This window comes from Nocardioides sp. CER19 (assembly GCF_029846275.1).
Taxonomy (GTDB): domain Bacteria; phylum Actinomycetota; class Actinomycetes; order Propionibacteriales; family Nocardioidaceae; genus Nocardioides.
This window is the reverse complement of record NZ_JARVWS010000003.1, coordinates 559,240-578,238: the sequence shown is the minus strand read 5'-3', so window position 1 is coordinate 578,238 and position 18,999 is coordinate 559,240. Positions and strand designations below refer to the sequence as shown.

Sequence of the window (18,999 nt, the reverse complement as noted above, 5' to 3'; positions counted from 1 at the left end):
GAGCCACACCATGGCAACCCTCACCAGCCCCGTCGCACCTGAACAGCGACCAGAGGACGAACGCGATTTCCGTCCTCCGCGGTACCGGCGCCCGTTCGGCATCGGCCGGGACACGGCGGTGCAGTACGCCGTGATCGCTCTCCTGGCGATCTGGGTGCTGGCTCCGGTCGTGCCGACCCTCATCCAGTCGATCCGCTCCGAGCCGCTCTACGAGGACGGGGGCGCGTTCACCCTCGACGGCTACCGCCACCTGTTCACTGACGCGGGCTTCGGCCGGGTCATCTGGAACACCGCACTCTTCGCCACCCTGACGACGCTTCTCACACTGCTCATCGCGATCCCGATGGCCGTGGTCGTCGTACGCACCAAGTTGCCCGGCGGTCGCTTCTTCGCGCTCGCCATGCAGTGGCCGTTCTTCATCTCGTCCCTGATCCTCGGCTTCGGCTGGATCATCATGTACGGCCCCGCCGGTTTCGTGAGCACCGAGTTCCGTAACGTCTTCGGCGGTGTGCCCTGGAACCTCTACTCGATCCCAGGGATGGCGATCACCGAGGCGGTCGCGCTGGCCCCGATCGCCTACGTGTTCTGCGCCAACGCACTGCGTCAGTCCGACGCCTCGCTCGAGGCCGCCGCCCAGGTCTGCGGCGCCGGCCCGTTCCGCATCCTCACGCAGGTGATCGTGCCGATGCTGCGACCGCCGATGGTGTACAGCTCGATCCTCATCTTCTCGATGTCCATCGAGACGCTCAGCGTGCCGCTGCTCTACGGCCAGCCGGTCGGGATCGACGTCTTCTCGACCTTCCTCTTCACCAACGGGCTCCAGTCGGTCCACCCCAACTACAGCGTGCTCGGCGCCGCCTCTGTGATCATCCTGTGCGTCACGATCAGCCTGGTCGCTGTCCAGGCCAAGCTTCTCAAGGACGCCGCGCGCTTCGTGTCCGTCCGTGGCAAGGCCACCCGGCCCCGGCCGCTCGACCTCGGCTGGCTGAAGTGGGTGAGCATCGCCGCCATCACGTTCTACGTGGTCTTCGGTGCGCTGATCCCCATCCTCGGGCTCGTGGCCCGATCCTTCACCCGGATCTTCACGCCGCTGCGCAACCCGCTCGACTTCGTCACGACCGACAACTACTCGACCATCACCCGCTACGACACCTACGTCCAGTCCATCTGGAATAGCCTGATCGTCGCCGGCATCGGCGCGGTGGTGGTGAGCGTGATCGCCCTGCTGGCCGTGATGGTCGCCCGACGCTCGAACTTCCGCTTCGGTCGCTCGGTCGAGTACCTCGCCCTCATCCCACAGGCAGTGCCCGGCATCATCATCGGCATCGGGTTCTTCTGGGCGTTCGCCTATGCGCCGTTCGGCCTGGCCAGTGCGCTCCCCGGAACTCTGACCGCCCTCGTCATCGCCTTCGGGCTCCGTGCCCTGCCCAGCGCGTTCGGCTCCGTCGCCCCGTCAATGATGCAGATCGGCGCCGAGCTGGACAACGCGGCCCGGGTGGCCGGCGCTGACTGGGTGATGACCTTCTTCCGGATCCTGCGCACCCTGATCACGCCGGCCTTCATCGGCGCCGTGGTCCTGGTCTTCGTCATCATGCTCAAGGAGTACTCGCCCGCGGTCTTCCTGAGCTCCGCCGACAACAACATCCTCGGCACCACCATGCTCGAGCTGTGGGCCCAAGGCACCACCGGTGCCGTGGCTGCGCTCGCCACCATCCAGATCGCGATCACCGCGGCATTCGTCGCGATCGCCAGCCTGCTCACGAGGGGAAAGCACCATGCCTGAGCTGACCGTCCGCAACCTGCGGAAGCAGTTCGGTGACAACACCGTCCTGCACGACAACAGCTTCACCATCAAGGACGGGGAGTTCTTCACCCTGCTCGGGCCGTCCGGCTGCGGCAAGTCGACTACGTTGAACTGCATCGCCGGGCTGGAGCAGCCAACCGGCGGCTCCATCACGGTCGGCGGCACCACGTTCGTCGACACCGAGCGCAAGATCTTCCTCCAGCCGGAGGAGCGGAACCTCGGCATGGTCTTCCAGTCCTACGCGCTGTGGCCGCACATGACGATCGAGAAGAACCTCGCCATGCCGTTGAAGATCCGCAAGATCCCCCGGGACAAGCAGCGGACCTTGATCCACGAGGCTCTTGAGAAGGTCGGTCTCGCCGACCTCTCCGGGCGCTACCCGCACCAGCTCTCGGGCGGTCAGCAGCAGCGCGTCGCGCTGGCCCGCGCCCTCGTGTACTCGCCCACCGTCCTGCTGCTCGACGAGCCGCTGTCGAACCTCGACGCCAAGCTCCGCGAACAGGCCCGCGCCTGGCTGAAGCGGCTGCAGGAGGATCTCGGCATCACCACCATCTACGTCACCCACGACCAGGACGAGGCCCTGGCGCTCAGTGACCGCATCGCGGTGATGGCAGGCGGTCACATGCTGCAGGTCGACGACCCGCACTCCATTTACGAGCGCCCCGCCGCGCCCGAGGTCGCCGCGTTCGTCGGACGCTGCAACTTCTTCGAGGGCGCCGTCCTGGAGACCGTCGACGAGCGACACACGATCCGGCTCGGCTGCAACGACGGCGTCGTGGAGGTGCACTCCTCGACCCAGGTCGCGGTCGGTGACACGGTCACGGTGGCGCTCCGGCCGGAGCGACTCGAGGTCGTGCCCGCCGGTGAGGAGGTGGCCGGCATGAACCGCCTCGACACCGAGGTCCTCACCTCCTCCTACGTCGGCTCGCACTACGACTACGACGTGCGGCTCGGCAGCCAGGTCGTCCAGGTCGAGAGCAGCACCCCTGGGCTCACCGGTCAGGTGCAGGTCGTCTTCAAGCCGGCCAACGCGCTCCTCTACGCCCAGACAGTCGAGCTCAGCGAGGACGAGCGCGAGCTCATCACCGTCGACAGCTGACGTGCCACCCACTCCTTCTCCTCCCGGATCGAAAGGCCACCACCGTGACCACCACTGACCACCGCACCTACCGACTCGGCGTCCTGCACGGCGACGGGATCGGACCCGAGATCGTGCCCTCGTCGGTGAAGATCGTCGACGCCGCAATCGCCGCCGCCGGGGTGAGCCCCATCGAGTGGCGAGAGCTCCCGCTCGGGTTCTCCGCCATCGACGAGTACGGTTCCCACACCCCGGAGATCACGCTCAAGGCGCTCGACGACCTCGACGGCTGGCTGCTCGGCCCGCACGACAGCGCCGCCTACCCCGAGCCCTACAAGTCGCAGCTCAATCCCTCCGGCACCATCCGCAAGCAGTTCGGGCTCTACGCCAACATCCGTCCGGCCAAGGCGTTCCCGGGCGGCAACGCCGTCGTCGACGGCACCGACCTCGTCATCGCCCGCGAGAACACCGAGGGCTTCTACGCCGACCGCAACACCTACCGCGGCACCGGCGAGATGATGCCGACCGCCGACGTCGCGATCATGCACGGCATCATCACCCGCGCGGCGACCGAGCGGATCGCGCACTCGGCGTTCCAGCTCGCCACACGGCGCCGCAACAAGGTCACCATTGTGCACAAGGCCAACGTGCTCAAGATGACCACCGGGCTCTTCCGTGACGTGTGCCGGGAGGTCGCCGAGCAGTACCCGCAGGTCGAGGTCGACGACTTCCACATCGACGCGATGACCGTCCACCTGGTCCGCCGCGCGAACGACTTCGACGTCATCGTGACGGAGAACATGTTCGGCGACATCCTCTCCGACCTAGCAGGCGAGATCGCCGGCTCGCTGGGCATCGCGCCCTCGGTCAACTCCTCCGACACACACGCGATGGCGCAGGCGTCGCACGGGTCGGCGCCCGACATCGCCGGGCGGGACGTCGCGAACCCGATCGCTATGAACCTGTCCAGCGCGATGCTGCTCGACTGGCTGAGTGGCAAGCACGACGATCCGCGCCTGGCCGACGCCGCACGTCGGATCGACGCCGCCGTCACCGAGACGGTGGTGGGCGGCACCCGCACGCGGGACCTCGGCGGCACGGCGAGCTGCAGCGCGTTCACCGACGCCGTGGTCGCGGCCATCCAGGCGGCCTGAGGATCGCCGTTCCCGGTCACCGGCGGGGGTGGCCGGGAACGGCGCCTCCCACCCCTCAACGCTCAACAGACAGGAGCTCGCCCCATGAGCACCGCACCGGTCGTCGCTCTGATCCACGCCACCCCGGCCAGCATGCCGCCGGTCGCCGCTGCCTTCGCGCAGCGCTTCCCCGACGCGAACCTGTGGCACATCCTCGATGACCGGCTCGATCGGGATGCGGCGGCCGCTGGTGGGCTGAACGAGACCCTCGCCGCCCGCATGGACCGGCTCATCCAGTACGCCGTCGACGCGGACGCTGACGCAGTCCAGCTGGCGTGCTCGATGTTCGGCCCGGTCGCCAGCCGCGCCAGCCAGCCGGTGCCCGTGCTCACCTCCGACCAGGGCGCCTTCGACGAGGTCGCCAGGCTCGCACCGAAGCGGGTCCTCGTCCTCGCCTCGCTGCCCCCCGCAGCTGTTGACAGCACAGCGCGCCTGACTGCCTCGCTGACGAAGGTAGGTCAGTCGCCGACCATCGATTCGGCGATCGCCGACGATGCCCGCGCGGCGTCCCTGGCGGGCGACCACGCGAGGTTGGCACGATCACTCGTGGACGCTGTCGGAACGGTCGAGCCCGTCGACGTCGTCATGCTCGCCCAGTACTCGCTCTCACCCGTGGCCGCCGCGGTCTCCGAGCAGCTCGGCGTCCCGGTCCTCAGCGGCCCACACCTGGCCGCCAGCAAGTTGGCGCGCGAGCTGGCGGGGAAGCCCGCGTGATCGCCCTCGGCTGCATCGCCGACGACTTCACCGGTGGCACGGACGTCGCGGCCGCGCTCCGCCGCAGCGGGCTGAGCGTCACGTTGCTCTTCGACGTGCCGCACGAGGCCACAGCGACTCCAGACACCGACGCCGTCGTCATCGCCCTCAAGACCCGCACCATCCCCGCGGCCGAAGCGGTCCGTCACTCCCTCGACGCGTTGTCGTGGTTGCAGGACCGACATGTCGACCGGGTCTACTTCAAGTACTGCTCCACCTTTGACTCGACCGAGGAGGGCAACATCGGCCCCGTCGGCGATGCCCTGCTACGAGCGCTGGGGGAGCAGATCGCCCTCGTCTGCCCGGCCTCGCCCGAGCACGGCCGCACTACGTATCTAGGCCACCTGTTCGTCCACGACCAGCTCCTCGCCGACTCACCCATGCGGCACCATCCGCTCACCCCGATGCGCGACTCGCGCATCGCAGTGCTCCTCAGCAAGCAGACCGACGGTGCGGTCGATCGCCTCACCCTGCCGGTCATCCGCCGTGGCGCCGACGAGGTTGCTGGCCGGATCGCCGAGCTACAGCGGGACCAGACCCGCTACGTCGTCTGCGACGCCGTGACGGAGGACGACCTGCACGAGATCGTCGACGGCACGCTGCACGCGGCCCGCCTGCGACTGTGGACCGGGGGAGCTGGCCTGGCGGGCGCGCTCGGTGCGGCGCTAGCACGCCAAGGGGCGGGTGACAGTGGCCGGCCCGTTCACGAGCTCCCACCGGGCGAGCAGACACTGGTGGTGGCCGGCTCGTGCTCCGCAGCGACCCATGAGCAGGTCGCCGTCGCAGCCACCATGTTCCGGTCCTACCGACTGGAACCGGCCGTCACTCCTGACCCGCGCACGATGCTGAAACGAGCCGCGGAGTGGTTGTCGGAGAACTGGGGGCGTGGCCCCGTGCTCATCTACTCGACAGCAGGGCCGGAGGAGCGGGAGGCGGCGGTGGCGGCCATGGGACCCGCGACGGCCGAGCACCTCGAGCACACCCTCGCACAGCTGGCCCGGACGGCCGTCGATCTAGGAGCACGCCGGATCGTGGTGGCCGGCGGTGAGACGTCCGGCGCCGTGGTCCGGGCCCTCGGCGTATCGATGGTCGAGGTCGCAGGTGAGGCGGACCGCGGCGTGCCGTGGTGCCTCGCACCTACCGCGACAGGCCCCATCGCCCTTCTGTTGAAGTCCGGGAACTTCGGCAGCCACGACCTGCTCGTACGAGCCACGAAGGAGCACCTGTGACCACGACCCCTCTGAAGGCACCGCTTGGCGCGGACACCGCGGCGAGCACTGCCACCGTCCGTGACGACATCGTCCGGCTCGGAGCCTCGCTCTTCGAGCGCACGCTCACGTTCGGGCGTACGGGCAACCTCAGCGTCCGGGTCAGCGACCGGATCATCGTGACCCCGACGGGGGTCAGCCTCGGCGCCCTCGACGCCGACAAGCTCTCCGTCATCGACCTCGAGGGTCAGCACCTCGACGGCGCCAAGCCGAGCAAGGAGGCCTTCCTCCACGCCGCCGTCTACCGCGCACGGCCAGGTGCCGGAGCTGTGGTCCACCTGCACAGCACCCACGCCGTCGCCGTCTCCTGCCTCGCGGGCCTCGATGACGATGACGTGATGCCGCCGCTAACCGCCTACTACGTCATGCGCGTCGGCAAGCTTCCGCTGCTGCCGTACCACGCGCCGGGCGATGAGTCGCTGGAGTCGCTGGCCGAGGCCACCGCGGCCGACCACCGTTGCTTCCTGCTCGCCAACCATGGCTCCGTGGTGGCCGGGGCCGATCTCGCCGCCGCAGCAGACGCGGCCGAGGAGCTCGAGGAGACCGCCCGGCTCTTCCTGATGTTGCGCGACCACCACACCCGCCCGCTCGACAAGGAGCAGGTGGCCGACCTGAACCGGAGGTACCCCGCGTGATCGACGCCGGCCAGCTCACGGACTTCGGAGCCGAGGTACTCACCTCGCTCGACGTCCCCGCCGACGACGCCCACCTCGTCGCCGACAGCCTCGTCACGGCCGACCTCTGTGGACACCCGTCGCACGGGATGCTCCGGCTGCCCTGGTACGTCGCCAGGCTCCGCTCCGGGGTGATGCAGCCGATCACCGCCCCCGAGCTCGTCGTCGACATCGGCGCACTGGCCGTGATGGACGCCCATCAAGGCGTCGGCCAGGTCGTCACCGACCGTGCCTGCACCGAAGCGGTCGCGAGGGCGGAAGAGCACGGGGTGGGGGTCGTCGCGGTCCGCAACAGCAACCACTTCGGCACCGCCGCCTACTGGACCCGGCGCATGGCGCAGGCCGGCTGCGTCGGCATCCTCACCACCAACGGCAGCCCGGCCATGGCGCCCTGGGGCGGCACCCGCAAGACGGTCGGAGCCAACCCCTGGTCGGTCGCCGCGCCTGCCGGGACTCGTGACCCGGTCGTCCTCGACATCGCCAACACCGGGGTCGCGCGCGGGAAGATCTACGCCGCCGCCCAGCGCGGTGAGCCGATCCCCGACACTTGGGCGATCGACGAGAACGGCGTCCCCACCACTGACCCGAAGGTCGCCGTTCACGGCTTGCTCGCTCCGATGGGCGGTCACAAGGGCTACGGCATCTCTTTCATCATGGACGTCCTCTCCGGTGTGCTCACCGGCTCCGGGTACGCCGAGCAGGTCGTCGGCCCCTACGTCCCCGACCAGCAGAGCAACTGCGGGCACCTCGTACTCGCGCTGCGAGTCGACGCGTTCCTCCCCGCCGAGCAGTTCGCTGTCCGCATGGAGGACCTGATCCAGACGACCAAGTCTGTGCCCCTGGCCGACGGGACGAGGGAGATCTTCTACCCCGGCGAGATCGAGGCACGCGCCGAGCGGGCAGGTCGCCTTCGTGGGGTCGACCTCCCTGCGCAGACGCTCAGCGATCTCCGCGAGCTCGGCGACTCCTGCGGGCTCTCCTTCGACGAGTTGACCGGCCACACCGGGACGGCGGTCGGCTGATGTTCGTCGTCATCGTCAACCTGGACGTCGCGGAGACCCGCCTCGAGGAGTTCCTTGCCGCCATCGAAATCAATGCGCACGCGACCCTCCGCGACGAGCCCGGCTGCCTGCGCTTCGACGTCCACCGCAGCGTCGAGGACCCCCACCATTTCATGTTCTACGAGATCTACACCGACGCCGACGCCTTCTACGTCGCTCATCGCTCAGCCCCGCACTACGTCGCGTGGCGTGAGGCATCGGCGCGCTGCGTGCGCGCCGGCACGCAGGTCAACACCTACCTGGAGCCGGCCTTCCCGGCCGACATCCTCGAGGCCGAGACGGTCGACCGCTCATGACCCGTCCCTCGCAGATCCGGGCCGACAACACCTTCCACACCGAGGCGGAGCTGGAGGTCGACGGCCGGAGCTACCGCATCCACGACCTGTCCCGGCTCGACACCGCGGCGTTGCCCTACAGCCTCCGCGTCGTCCTGGAGAACCTGCTGCGCCACGAGGACGGCGAGCGGGTCACCGCCGACCAGGTCCAACTGCTGCTCGACTGGAGCGCCGGCCCGGACCACACCAGGTCCCTCGACCTCAGCGCCTCACGAGTGTTCCTTCACGACACCAACGGCGTCCCGACCGTCGTCGACCTGGCCGCCATGCGGCACGCCATGGTCGAGCTCGGCGCCGATCCGGCGTTGGTCAACCCGCTGATCCCCGCCGAGTTGGTCATCGACCACTCCGTGATCGTCGATGTCTTCGGCAGCCACGACGCCTTCGAACGAAACGTCGAGATCGAGTACAACCGCAACGCCGAGCGGTACCGGTTCCTCAAGTGGGGACAACAGAACCTCAAGGACTTCGCCGTCGTCCCGCCGGGGACCGGCATCATGCACCAGGTCAACTCCGAGTACCTCTCCCGCGTCGTCGAGGCACAGGAGGGATGGGCGTTCCCCGACATCTGCCTGGGCACCGATTCCCACACCACCATGGTCAACGGGCTCGGCGTCCTCGCCTGGGGCATCGGCGGCATCGAGGCCGAGGCCGTCATGCTGGGGGAGTCCCTCTCCATGCTGCTGCCGCCCGTGGTGGGGGTCGAGCTTTCCGGCACCCTGCCGGAGGGGACTACCGCAACCGACCTCGTTCTCACCATCACCGAACTCATGCGGCGCCACGGCGTCGTGGGTAAGTTCGTCGAGTTCTACGGTCCCGGCGTCACCGCGACCACGCTTCCTGACCGGCTGACGATCTCAAACATGAGCCCCGAGTTCGGGTCCACGTGCGCCTACTTCCCGATCGATGAGGAGACCATCCGCTACCTCCGCTTCACCGGCCGGCCCGAGGACCAGGTCCGCCTGATCGAGGCCTACGCGCGCCACCAGGGGCTGTGGCACGACCCCGCCCACCGCGCCCGGTACAGCGAGCACCTCTCCCTCGACCTGGCGACTGTCGTCCCGTCGCTCGCCGGGCCGCGGCGACCCCAGGACCGGGTGCTGCTCACAGAGGCACGCGCCGACTTCCGCCGTGTCCTTCCGGACATCCTCGGCGTGGACGGCGACGACGGCATCCGCACGGCCGCCGACGAAGCATCCGCGGAGTCCTTCCCCGCCAGCGACGCCCCGGCCATCCACCACGACGCGCCCGAAGACACGTCCGTGACGGTGATTCCAACGCGGCTCGCATACGTCGGGCAGCACGTGCCGCGGCCGAATGTTGACGTGTCGATCACGCTCGATGGCGAGGAAGTTGCCTTCGACCATGGGCACGTGGCGATCGCCGCCATCACCTCGTGTACAAACACATCCAACCCCAGCGTGATGGTCGCCGCCGGCCTGCTCGCCCGCAATGCCGTCGCACGCGGGCTGCGCAGCAAGCCGTGGGTCAAGACCAGCCTCTCGCCCGGCTCGAAGGTCGTCACCGACTACCTCGACGACGCCGGACTCACCCCTCATCTCGAGCAGCTGGGCTTCCACCTGGCCGGCTTCGGCTGCATGACCTGCATCGGCGCCTCCGGGCCGCTGATCCCCGAGGTGAGCGACGCGGTCGACCAGCACGACGTCGCCGTCGTCTCGGTCCTGTCGGGCAACCGCAACTTTGACGGCCGCATCAACCCCGACGTCCGCATGAATTACCTGGCCTCACCGCCGCTGGTCGTCGCCTATGCGATCGCCGGAACCATGGACATCGACCTGGTTCACGAACCACTCGGTACCGATGCCACGGGCGCGCCGGTGATGCTGGCCGACATCTGGCCCGAACCGCACGAGGTGCAGGCCACTATCGACAGCACCGTCGACGCCGGCATGTTCCAACGCGCCTACGCGGACGTCTTCACCGGCGACCGACGCTGGCAGGAACTGAGGCCACCCGGCGGTGACACCTTCGCCTGGGACGACGCCTCCACCTATCTGCGTAGGCCTCCCTACCTCGACGGAATGAGCCGCGACGTCATGCCCCTTCGTGACATCGTCGGCGCCCGCGTCCTCGTCAAGCTCGGTGACTCGGTCACCACCGACCACGTCTCACCGGCGGGCGCGATCCCTGCTCACACCCCGGCCGGCCGGTACCTGACCGAGCTCGGTGTCGAACGATTCCAGCTCAACACGTACGCCTCGCGTCGCGGCAACCACGAGGTGATGATGCGCGGAACCTTCGCCAACGTACGGCTCCGCAACCAGCTCGTGCCAGGCAGGGAAGGCGGCTGGACCCGCAACCTCATCAATGGGCAGACCGAGACGATCTTCGACGCCGCCAGCGTGTACCGAGATGCCGACGTCCCGCTCATCGTCGTCGCCGGTAAGGAGTACGGCACTGGGTCCTCGCGCGACTGGGCCGCCAAGGGGCCGGCGTTGCTCGGCGTACGCGCCGTCCTCGCCGAGTCCTTCGAGCGCATCCACCGGTCCAACCTCATCGGCATGGGAATCCTCCCGCTCCAGTTCCTGCCTGGAGACTCGGCCGCGTCGCATGGGCTCACCGGCACGGAGACCATCAGCATCACCGGACTGGCCGACGTTGAGCCCGGCTCGCTTCCGGCCGCGGTGCGGGTCCACGCCGACGACAAGTGCTTCCATATGACCGTCCGCCTCGACACCGCGCGTGACCTCGACTACTACCGGCACGGCGGGATCACGCCCTATGTCCTGCGCAGGTTGCTGCACACCCAGGGTGGCAGTGCCGTCCCGTTTCAGAGGGTCGCGGAGTGAGTTGACCCGTGCCAATCCGGTGGCGCCAACGGCGCATTGACCATGAAGCCGGAACGCCACGAGAACAACTCAGAGAGGGCGCCGTCCACCACGGGACCGGCACCGATCCCGGCGACGGAGGTCCACAGAGCCAGGGCGATCGCCCGCTCCTTCGGATCGCTGAACACCTGCGCAGCATCGACAGGGTCGGCGGCATGTTCGTGGCCGCCTAGGCCCAGGAAAGAGCGGAGCGCAACGACAGCCCGGCCGAGTCGGCCACCATTGCCGTGGCCGAGGCAACGGCGAACACGCCGTAGCCGCCGATTAGCAGCCGCTTGCGTCCCCACCTGTCGAGGAGGGCACTTACGGACACCAACACACCGGTTAGGACAAGGGAGTCGCTGTCAACGATCCAAAGCACCTAGTTCGCCGCGGGGTGGAGGCTCTAGGCCGAGCCGGGAATGGCGGTGTCGAGGATCGTTGAGTCCGTCGCGAGCCCCAGCAAGCTGAGCGGAGCAACCTCGCCGGCCATCCCACCTTCGGTGACGGGGCATGGCACCCACGACGGCGCGACGTCTTCTACGGCCGTCATCGGCTGTCCTTGTCGCGCTGCCCGTTCGGCTCAGTTTCGTGGCGCTTGTGGGGCCCATCGGCCGTAGTCGTAATGCGTTCCGGTTCGAGCAAGGCGCGTAGAGAAGTGATCACCGTTTCCACCGGCGGCGGGCCGTCGTTCAGAGCGGTGTGCCAAGCTGCGCCGCCGATGAAGATCGCGACACGTTCTGTTGCGGCAGCACCTAGGTGGGGCGTTAGCGCCGCTGCGAGTCCGCTGAACCATGCGTCGGTCAGTGGTCGGACCTGGGGGTCGACGACTGACGCTGCTGAAAGCATCGCGTCCGCGCGCACCCATTGCGCATCGCTGAGGTACTCGTGGAGTCCGCGGCCGAGCGCCTCGATCCCATCGTCGAGCTGAGCGGCCGCATTCATGACCCCGACCACTTCATCGACGTAGAGCTGAACCTCATCGGCCAGTCGTTCCAGAGCGGCAGCTCGCAGTGCATCCAAGGTCGCGAAGTATTGGGTCGTCGACCCCAGTGGCACACCAGCACGCGCTGCGACCTGCCGGTGCGTGAGCGACGCCGCGCCCACCTCTGCGACGATCTCAGCGGCCGCGTCAACGATCTCTCGGCGCCGCCGCGTGGGGTCGCGTCGGCGCCTGCCGACAACTCCCGTTCCATAAGGTTCGTGGTCGCTCAATGTCTGATCTCTTCCTCGTTTCCGCTGGCTCACGCCCTGTTAACGTACATTTGTACATGTACAGATGTACAGAAAGACGTGTTCACGGTAGTCGTTTCTCGTGGCGACAACTGCACCCGGCGAACATTCGTCCTCTGTTGATGTGATCATGAGGGAGGGGCCGGCCATGCAGTCGCCCTTGAGTACGAACTGTGGGCCGGGTGGTACCGAGCACCTGGCACTGTCGGAGAAGGGTTCTGCGCAAGAAGCCGGGCCTGCGACTGTTCCTGATGCGGAGCGCAAGTCGTGGCATCGAGTGCGGGCGGCTTTCGTCCGTGCGCCGTTCACGGCGACCGTCGTCGCAATCGTGGTCTTGGCCGGAGCGGTCACCGGAGCGTTGTGGTCGCCGGTGCAAGACGATGACTGGTTCCGGACCCTGGAATTCGGACCGTCCGCGCTGTTCGAGAACCACAGATGGTGGACACTTCTGACAGGCCCCGTCTTTGCACTTGCGCCGTGGCAGTACCCCCTCATGCTCGGGTTCTTCACAGTGCTTGTGGGGCCGGTCGAGTGGTTGCTCGGCAGCCGTGTGGCTCTGTGGGGCGTTGTCGTCGGTCAAGCGGTCGGCGCCATTGGCGGCGGACTGTTGGTTCTCGGACTTGCGCATACACCCTCGGAGTGGGCTCGAGTGACGGCGCAGCAGCTGGATGTCGGGTTCAGCGCCGGAGCGCTGGGCGCGCTGATGGTGGCAACAGCGGCTTTGCGGCCGCCATGGCGCGGTCGGCTGCGGCTGGCGGTCTTGGGCTGCGTGCTGACCTCGCTGGTCTTCCTCGGCTTCCTGCACGATGCTGAACGGCTCATGGCGACCTTGGCGGGATGGTGGGTGGGTCCAAGACTGGTTGCTCGCCCGGAGGGGCGTTCCGATCGCCCAGCATCGATCCGTGGGCGGGGTCCAATGACGAGGCGCGTTCGATTAGTGGCGGCCGGCCTGTACTTCTGGGGTGCTTTACTGACGCTCGTGGGCCAGTTTGTCGCGCACGCAGGCCCATTCGGGTCCATTGGTGGCGATCCCGGACCGTGGTGGCGCGTCGCGCCGCTAGTCGTGCTCGACGTTGCCATCGGACTCGGCCTGCTCAGGGGGCGGCGTACCTGGTGGCGCCTGGCATCAATCGTGACCCTCGCCAGTTGGCTTGGCCTGCTAGCTGCTGTGCTTGCGAGCGGCCGTGCGAGAAATCCCGATCATATGTTGGCGCTCCTTCTGGTCATCGAGAGCGCCAGTCTCCTGCTGCTTGCCTGCGGCCGTAGCGCCTTCAGCAATCTGAGCCCGCGCACTCGTCACCCCTTGGGTCCAGGGCACATCGGGGCCGGTCCTACCGAACTTGATCGTCGACGTGCGCGAGCCCTCCTCACTGATCTCGGGTCTGCCAACCGGTTGTCCTGGATGACGACCTGGCCGAGCCACCGGTTGTGGTTCACACCAGCCCCAAAGAGCGGAAAAAGTGACGGGGTGAACGAGATCGGAGGCGGCGGTGCGGTCGCCTACCGGCTGCGTTTGGGTGTCGCGCTCGGTCTGTGCGACCCGATAGCGCCGCACGATCGGCTCCACGCCGTGGCTGATGAATTCGTCGAGGCCGCCAGAGATGCCGGCAAGCTGCCCTGCTTCTTCAGCGCGAGCAACCAGCTCGCCGCCTGGGCGCGGGACCGCGGATGGCTCGCCATCCAGGTCGCGGAAGAAGCCGTCATCGATCTGCCGGGGCTCGAGTTCCGTGGGAAGCATTGGCAGGACGTCCGGTCGGCGTTCAACCAAGCTCGCCGCCGAGGCATCGACGTCCGCTGGTGGCGCCTCGTTGAGGCGCCTGAGGACATTGCCGCACAGATCGACGCCATCTGTGAGCGATGGGTGCAGGACAAAGCACTGCCCGAGATGGGATTCACCCTCGGAAGCATCGTCGAGGCCCGCGACACTGAGGTATGGGTGGCCGTGGCCGTCGACGCTAAACGACGAGTCCATGGTGTCACGAGTTGGATGCCCATCAGCGACAGCGGTGGCCGAATCACCGGCTGGACGCTCGACCTCATGCGACGGCGCGGCGACAGCTTCCGATATACGATGGAACTTCTCATCGCCGCGAGCTGCCTACGCTTCCGAGATGAAGGCGCGGGGATCGTTTCGCTGTCCGGCGCCCCTCTTGCACGCACCGACGACGCCCGCGGCACCGACGGCGACCGACGCGAGATCGAAGCGGTCCTTCGATTTCTCGCGGAACGACTGGAGCCGTATTACGGCTTCCGGTCGCTTCAGTCATTCAAAGCGAAGTTCCAGCCCAGGTTCGAGCCTCTATACCTCCTCGTCTCGGACGAAGCGGCGCTTCCCCTCGCCGGTCTGGCCATCCTCCGCAGCTACCTCGAGGCCGCCACCGCCAAGGACCTGCTGACCCTCACCCGGCGGCGTGCTCCGGACGGCCCGGTTCCGCCCGGGGACCCGTCGAGGAAGTAGGGGTCACGGCGTGAGCAACACTGACACAGTGCTGGCAAGTCTCATCGTCCTCGGCCTCTTCACGATGGCGTGGTCGCTGTGCGCAACTCCGCTCGCACGGCTACACCTGCGCGTACCCGTCGTCATGACATTGGCGGGCTTCGCCGTTGGACTATTCACGCACGGGCGACTCGCCGACGCACTCAACAGCAACCTCACTACCCGAGTCGCCGAGATCGCGCTCGCCACGCTCCTATTCGTCGACGCTACCGAGGTCAAACGCGGTCAACTGCTCGGCAACAGTGCGTGGTGGGCCGCACGGCTCCTCGTTGTCGCCCTGCCGCTCAGCCTCGCGGCAGCGCTCGGGATAGGCCTTCTCCTGCTCCCTGATCTGCCCTGGGCCGCACTTCTCGTTCTAGCCTGCGCCGTCGTACCTATCGACTTCGCCGCCTCCGAGTCGCTTCTGCGTGACCGGCGCCTACCCCGCCGGGTGCGGGATGCGCTTAACGTTGAGGGTGGCTACAACGACGGCATCGTGTCACCCATCTTCGCGTATGCGCTCCTCATCGTGGGCACAACCGAGACGTCTCACCGTGGTGGGAACTTCAGCACCGCACTCGGCGCAGTTCTCGTGGCGGTCATCGTCGGAACCGTTCTCGGCGCCGCGACCGGCTGGCTCCTCGCGGGCGCCGCACAGCGCAGATGGACTTCGGCCAGATCCGCCGGCGTCGCCGTAGCCGTCCTCCCGGTCCTCACCTACGCCATCGCCATCGGCTGCGCGGGCAACGGATTCGTCGCCGCCTTCGTTTGCGGTGTGACCTTCCGCCACGTGCGCCTGCTGGCCCTGCGGGCTGCTCCCGACGGCGGATCTGGGACCGACAACAGAATTCGCGAAACCTCGTCGGACCATGAACTGCTCGACGATGTGGTCGTACTGCTCTCGATAGCGATGTGGTTCGTGTTCGGCAACGTTGCCGTGCTCGTGCTCACCAGCGGCTACATCGACACGGCCGTCGTCGTCTACAGCCTCGCTGTTCTGAGCGTCGTTCGGGCTCTGCCCGTCATGCTTGCACTCCTCGGGTCCGACTCCCAACCGAAAGATCGGACACTCGTCGCCTTGCTGGGGCCCCGCGGAACGACATCGATCGTGTTTGGGCTGCTCGCGTTCAACCAGCTCGCGGACCCCGGCTTCGCCTACGAAGTGTTAGGCGTGACGACCCTTGTCATCCTCGGCAGTGTGCTCCTGCACGGGCTTCTTGCACCCAGTCTCATCAACCGATATGCGAATTCGATCACGAGCTCGCGTCAAGTGAAGCGCAGCACGCCGAGGTCTGGAGCACAGTAGGCAATGCCTTACCCGCGTCGACGCGCGTGTCACCACCGGAACGCGTGCTCGTGTTGACCATTGGGGTGCGCGCCGGGGACTGTTCAGCCGTCCCAGTCGGGGCGGCGTGGACGGCCCGCGCGTTGACGCGAGCAGAAGGTGCCCGGCATGCCAAGCAAGAGCCTCGTCTGACAGGCAGCTACCTCGATGGAAGGCACGCTCAACCAAGTACGCAAGCCTAAGCCGTCCCCACTTCGGAAGCACGAACCACCCGGACTCGGGTCCAGATGCGGCATCGAGGACACGATGAGCGGGCTCGGGTTTGGGGATCCGCCCGGTCGGGCGGAGCGCCGAGGAGAGTCCAGATCGGCCAACGCCGAATCACCTTGCAAATATCGGTCCAGAGCGAAGGCGGATCGTCGCGGCCTGATGGTTCGTTTGTGCCTCCTGCAGTGGGCCTTGCTCCCTACGGCGTTCGACGCCTTCCCAATGGCGCCCCAGAGCCGGGTTCCGCGACGGTCTCCGATCCTGCCTGAGCGGTGGCGGACGCCGGTCCTCGACGGTCGTCAACGACCGCAGTCGAGCTTCTCCTGCGGACCGTGTGCGGACTAAACTGCCTGGAAAACGGTAAACCTGCAGGTCACAGGCTGGTGCGTGACGGGCTGGCCTGTAAGCCGGGTTCTGTCCTCCGAAGAGGGGCGACCATCCATCTCGGACCGCCGTTGCCGACGGCCTCCAGCGGTCTACCCGGATGCTCGGGCGGGCCGCCCTCGGGCACATCCTGTCTGACCTTGCTCCAGGTGGGGTTTACCTAGCCGCCCCAGTCACCTGGGGCGCTGGTGGTCTCTTACACCACCGTTTCACCCTTACCGCTTCGCTGGTCTCGACAAGCTCGACCAACGGAGTGGCGGTCTGATTTCTGTGGCACTGTCCCGCGGGTTTCCCCGGGTGGGCGTTACCCACCACCTTGCCCTGTGGAGCCCGGACTTTCCTCGACGCCTCCCTTTCGTGTGGAAGGCGACGCGGTCGCCCGGCCAGCCCGTCACGCGGGAGCAAGAGTACGGCACGCCGACCCTGGAGTGCGTCGGCCACCTGGGGGTGTGCGAGACACTCGAGGGTGTGGCGGGAATGCCCGCAAGATGAGAAAGGTTCTCATGTCGTGACCAACAACGACTTCCAGCTCTCCGCCCCGGCGATCGTCTTCCCCGGCATGCAGCAGCCGGAGTCGGCGTACCGCGTCGCCTATGACCTGCTCGCCCGTCGCGCGCCCAAGGAGGCGCTCGAGATCATCGAGCCGGCCCTGGCCGACGAGCCCGCGAACACCGGGCTGCGCTGCCTCCGTGCCTGGGCCTACATGCTGCGCGCCCAGCTTCAGAAGGCCGAGGACGAGCTGCGCGACCTCGTCGAGGAGACCCCCGACGACGTCTGGTCGCGGCACGCCCTGGGCCGGGTGCTCGAGCGGCAGAGCCGCCTCGAGGAGGCGCTCCCGCACCTCAAGATGGCCGCGGTGATGAGCGGCGACATCGAGCACGAGCTCGCCATGCTGCGTGTCGAGCGGCTGCTGATGACGAAGGCCGAGAACGGGTAACTTCAACCCATGACTGAGGGCGGCTACTGGTTCTGCCTCAAGCACCACACGGTCGAAGGACCGGAGGGGTGCCCCAACAAGGACCGGCTGGGTCCGTACGACACCCCGGCCGAGGCCGAGCAAGCACTCGGCAAGGTCGAGGAGCGCAACGAGGCCTGGGAGCACGACCCGGCCTGGAACGACGACGCCGACGAGGGCGACGGCTGATCAGCGCGGCCGCACCCTGAGGACGACGTCCCGGCCGCCGCCGTTGTCGGTGGTGACCAGGAGGGAACCGTCCGGGGCGACGACCGCTGTGCGGAGGCGGCCGCGACCCCGGACGGCGTGCAGCTCGCGCAGCAGGTGACCTGCCGCGTCGAAGTGCAGGAGCACCAGCTCGTGGTGCTTGAGAGCGGCCACGGCCATCCAGCCGTCGAGTCGGCCCCAGCCGGACGACGGCAGGAATGTCCCGCCGCTGGTCGCGTCGGTCGGGTTGCCCGAGCGCCAGCGCGCACTCTGCTGCACGCCCGGCAGCGAGTGGTCGGTCATCGGGACCTGCTCGTTGTAGCCCGGTACCGGGTTGTAGCCGTAGTCCCCGCCCCTGACCAGCAGGTTGACCTCGTCGTCGCGGAACGTGCCCTGCTCCACCGACCAGATCGTGCCGTCGGCGCGCTGTGCCAGGCCCTGGACGTTGCGGTGGCCGTAGGTGAAGACGTAGCGGGTGCGCGGGTTCGAGCTCCGGATGAACGGGTTCGTCGGCCACGGTGCGCCGGTGAAGCGGTTGAGGCGGAGGGTCTTGCCGCCGAGCGAGCCGAGGTTCTCGGGCGCCGTACCGATCTTGGCGTCGCCCGTGCCGACGTGCATCGACCCGTCGCGGGCGATGAGCAGGCGGCAACCGCCGTGCTGGCCGTTGGTGGACGGCAGGCCGGAGACGAGGGTCCGCAGCTGAGTGGCCCGGCGGTAGCCGAGGCCCATCCGCCACGCGATCACCCGCACGTCGTGGCCGCCGCCGCGCCGGCGCCAGCCCTGGCAGGTGTAGAAACGACGGTTGCTCCGGAACGCCGGGTCGACCTGCAGCCCCATGAGGCCGCTCTCGATGCCGACCCAGATCCGCCGGTTCGCGAACCGCACGCGGTGCTGGTGGCCCGCCCGCCACACGGTCAGCGCGCGCCGGTTGCGCTGCGTGATGAGGAGCCGACCGCCCGGGAGGGCGCGTACGTCCCACGGATGGTCGAGGCCGCGCACGAGCGGGTGGACCCGCAGCCGCGGCTGCGCGGCTGCCGCCGGGTCGTGGGTCGGGACGGCGAGCGCCACGGCGAGCAGGGCGAGGAGGGCGACGGTGCGGAGGACCCGAGGCAGCATGGATCACGGTACCTCCGGGTGGTCCAGATCACATCCCACTAGAGCATCAGCAGCAACAACCCGGGTTACCTCACTATTAGCC

Annotated in this window: 15 protein-coding genes and 1 other RNA gene; 13 read left to right on the top strand and 3 right to left on the bottom strand. The window is 67.9% G+C overall.

Going from position 1 to position 18,999, the window contains the following annotated elements; all coding sequences use genetic code 11:
- Positions 1-130 precede the first annotated feature (130 nt).
- The 9 genes from QDS12_RS18225 (at position 131) to QDS12_RS18185 (ending at position 10,976) form a co-directional block, all read left to right on the top strand.
- On the top strand, positions 131-1,783 hold the full coding sequence (locus QDS12_RS18225) for an iron ABC transporter permease (protein WP_279881620.1): 1,653 nt from the start codon (positions 131-133) through the stop codon (positions 1,781-1,783).
- The gene (locus QDS12_RS18220; protein WP_279881618.1) at positions 1,776-2,903 is read left to right on the top strand and encodes an ABC transporter ATP-binding protein; all 1,128 of its coding nucleotides are present in this window, start codon (positions 1,776-1,778) and stop codon (positions 2,901-2,903) included. Before QDS12_RS18225 ends, QDS12_RS18220 begins: the two co-directional genes overlap by 8 nt.
- Before the next feature lie 44 nt (positions 2,904-2,947).
- Positions 2,948-4,036: an isocitrate/isopropylmalate dehydrogenase family protein gene (locus tag QDS12_RS18215; protein WP_279881616.1), complete on the top strand. Its 1,089-nt coding sequence runs from the start codon at positions 2,948-2,950 to the stop codon at positions 4,034-4,036.
- A gap of 84 nt (positions 4,037-4,120) precedes the next feature.
- Complete coding sequence (locus QDS12_RS18210) at positions 4,121-4,789, top strand: hypothetical protein (RefSeq protein WP_279881613.1); 669 nt, start codon at positions 4,121-4,123, stop codon at positions 4,787-4,789.
- On the top strand, positions 4,786-6,057 hold the full coding sequence (gene otnK / locus QDS12_RS18205; protein ID WP_279881610.1) for a 3-oxo-tetronate kinase: 1,272 nt from the start codon (positions 4,786-4,788) through the stop codon (positions 6,055-6,057). The genes QDS12_RS18210 and otnK overlap by 4 nt, the downstream gene beginning before the upstream one ends.
- The gene (otnC, locus tag QDS12_RS18200; RefSeq protein WP_279881607.1) at positions 6,054-6,731 is read left to right on the top strand and encodes a 3-oxo-tetronate 4-phosphate decarboxylase; all 678 of its coding nucleotides are present in this window, start codon (positions 6,054-6,056) and stop codon (positions 6,729-6,731) included. The genes otnK and otnC overlap by 4 nt, the downstream gene beginning before the upstream one ends.
- Entirely contained in the window at positions 6,728-7,792 is a 1,065-nt protein-coding gene (locus QDS12_RS18195; protein WP_279881604.1) for an Ldh family oxidoreductase, read from the top strand. The genes otnC and QDS12_RS18195 overlap by 4 nt, the downstream gene beginning before the upstream one ends.
- On the top strand, positions 7,792-8,127 hold the full coding sequence (locus QDS12_RS18190) for a putative quinol monooxygenase (RefSeq protein WP_279881601.1): 336 nt from the start codon (positions 7,792-7,794) through the stop codon (positions 8,125-8,127). Before QDS12_RS18195 ends, QDS12_RS18190 begins: the two co-directional genes overlap by 1 nt.
- Positions 8,124-10,976: an aconitate hydratase gene (locus QDS12_RS18185; RefSeq protein WP_279881598.1), complete on the top strand. Its 2,853-nt coding sequence runs from the start codon at positions 8,124-8,126 to the stop codon at positions 10,974-10,976. Before QDS12_RS18190 ends, QDS12_RS18185 begins: the two co-directional genes overlap by 4 nt.
- A 567-nt stretch (positions 10,977-11,543) precedes the next feature.
- On the opposite strand, the gene QDS12_RS18180 is transcribed toward QDS12_RS18185, so the two are convergent.
- A complete protein-coding gene (locus QDS12_RS18180) occupies positions 11,544-12,242 on the bottom strand; it encodes a TetR family transcriptional regulator (protein ID WP_279881595.1) in 699 nt (232 codons plus the stop codon).
- Between the two features lie 133 nt (positions 12,243-12,375).
- On the opposite strand from QDS12_RS18180, the gene QDS12_RS18175 reads away from it, so the two are divergent.
- Together QDS12_RS18175 and QDS12_RS18170 are read left to right on the top strand one after the other, a co-directional pair.
- Entirely contained in the window at positions 12,376-14,685 is a 2,310-nt protein-coding gene (locus QDS12_RS18175) for a DUF2156 domain-containing protein (protein WP_279881592.1), read from the top strand.
- Between the two features lie 10 nt (positions 14,686-14,695).
- The gene (locus QDS12_RS18170; protein ID WP_279881589.1) at positions 14,696-16,009 is read left to right on the top strand and encodes a cation:proton antiporter; all 1,314 of its coding nucleotides are present in this window, start codon (positions 14,696-14,698) and stop codon (positions 16,007-16,009) included.
- Between the two features lie 633 nt (positions 16,010-16,642).
- On the opposite strand, the gene rnpB is transcribed toward QDS12_RS18170, so the two are convergent.
- Positions 16,643-17,030, bottom strand: an RNA gene (rnpB, locus tag QDS12_RS18165) — RNase P RNA component class A.
- A 117-nt stretch (positions 17,031-17,147) separates the two neighbouring features.
- Here rnpB and QDS12_RS18160 point away from each other — a divergent pair.
- A complete protein-coding gene (locus QDS12_RS18160) occupies positions 17,148-17,576 on the top strand; it encodes a tetratricopeptide repeat protein (protein ID WP_279881586.1) in 429 nt (142 codons plus the stop codon).
- 9 nt (positions 17,577-17,585) lie between these two features.
- Positions 17,586-17,783 (top strand): hypothetical protein, encoded by a 198-nt coding sequence (locus QDS12_RS18155; protein WP_279881583.1) that lies wholly within the window; start codon positions 17,586-17,588, stop codon positions 17,781-17,783.
- Here the strand turns inward: QDS12_RS18155 and QDS12_RS18150 are convergent, their stop codons facing one another.
- Positions 17,784-18,917: a PQQ-dependent sugar dehydrogenase gene (locus QDS12_RS18150; protein ID WP_279881580.1), complete on the bottom strand. Its 1,134-nt coding sequence runs from the start codon at positions 18,915-18,917 to the stop codon at positions 17,784-17,786.
- Positions 18,918-18,999 lie beyond the last annotated feature (82 nt).

Excerpts from the sequence above, each read along its gene's own strand:
- QDS12_RS18220 (WP_279881618.1), top strand. The coding sequence starts at position 1,776 with ATGCCTGAGCTGACCGTCCGCAACCTGCGGAAGCAGTTCGGTGACAAC.
- QDS12_RS18210 (WP_279881613.1), top strand. The coding sequence starts at position 4,121 with ATGAGCACCGCACCGGTCGTCGCTCTGATCCACGCCACCCCGGCCAGC.
- QDS12_RS18190 (WP_279881601.1), top strand. The coding sequence starts at position 7,792 with ATGTTCGTCGTCATCGTCAACCTGGACGTCGCGGAGACCCGCCTCGAG.
- QDS12_RS18185 (WP_279881598.1), top strand. The coding sequence starts at position 8,124 with ATGACCCGTCCCTCGCAGATCCGGGCCGACAACACCTTCCACACCGAG.
- QDS12_RS18175 (WP_279881592.1), top strand. The coding sequence starts at position 12,376 with ATGCAGTCGCCCTTGAGTACGAACTGTGGGCCGGGTGGTACCGAGCAC.
- QDS12_RS18155 (WP_279881583.1), top strand. The coding sequence starts at position 17,586 with ATGACTGAGGGCGGCTACTGGTTCTGCCTCAAGCACCACACGGTCGAA.
- QDS12_RS18150 (WP_279881580.1), bottom strand. The coding sequence starts at position 18,917 with ATGCTGCCTCGGGTCCTCCGCACCGTCGCCCTCCTCGCCCTGCTCGCC.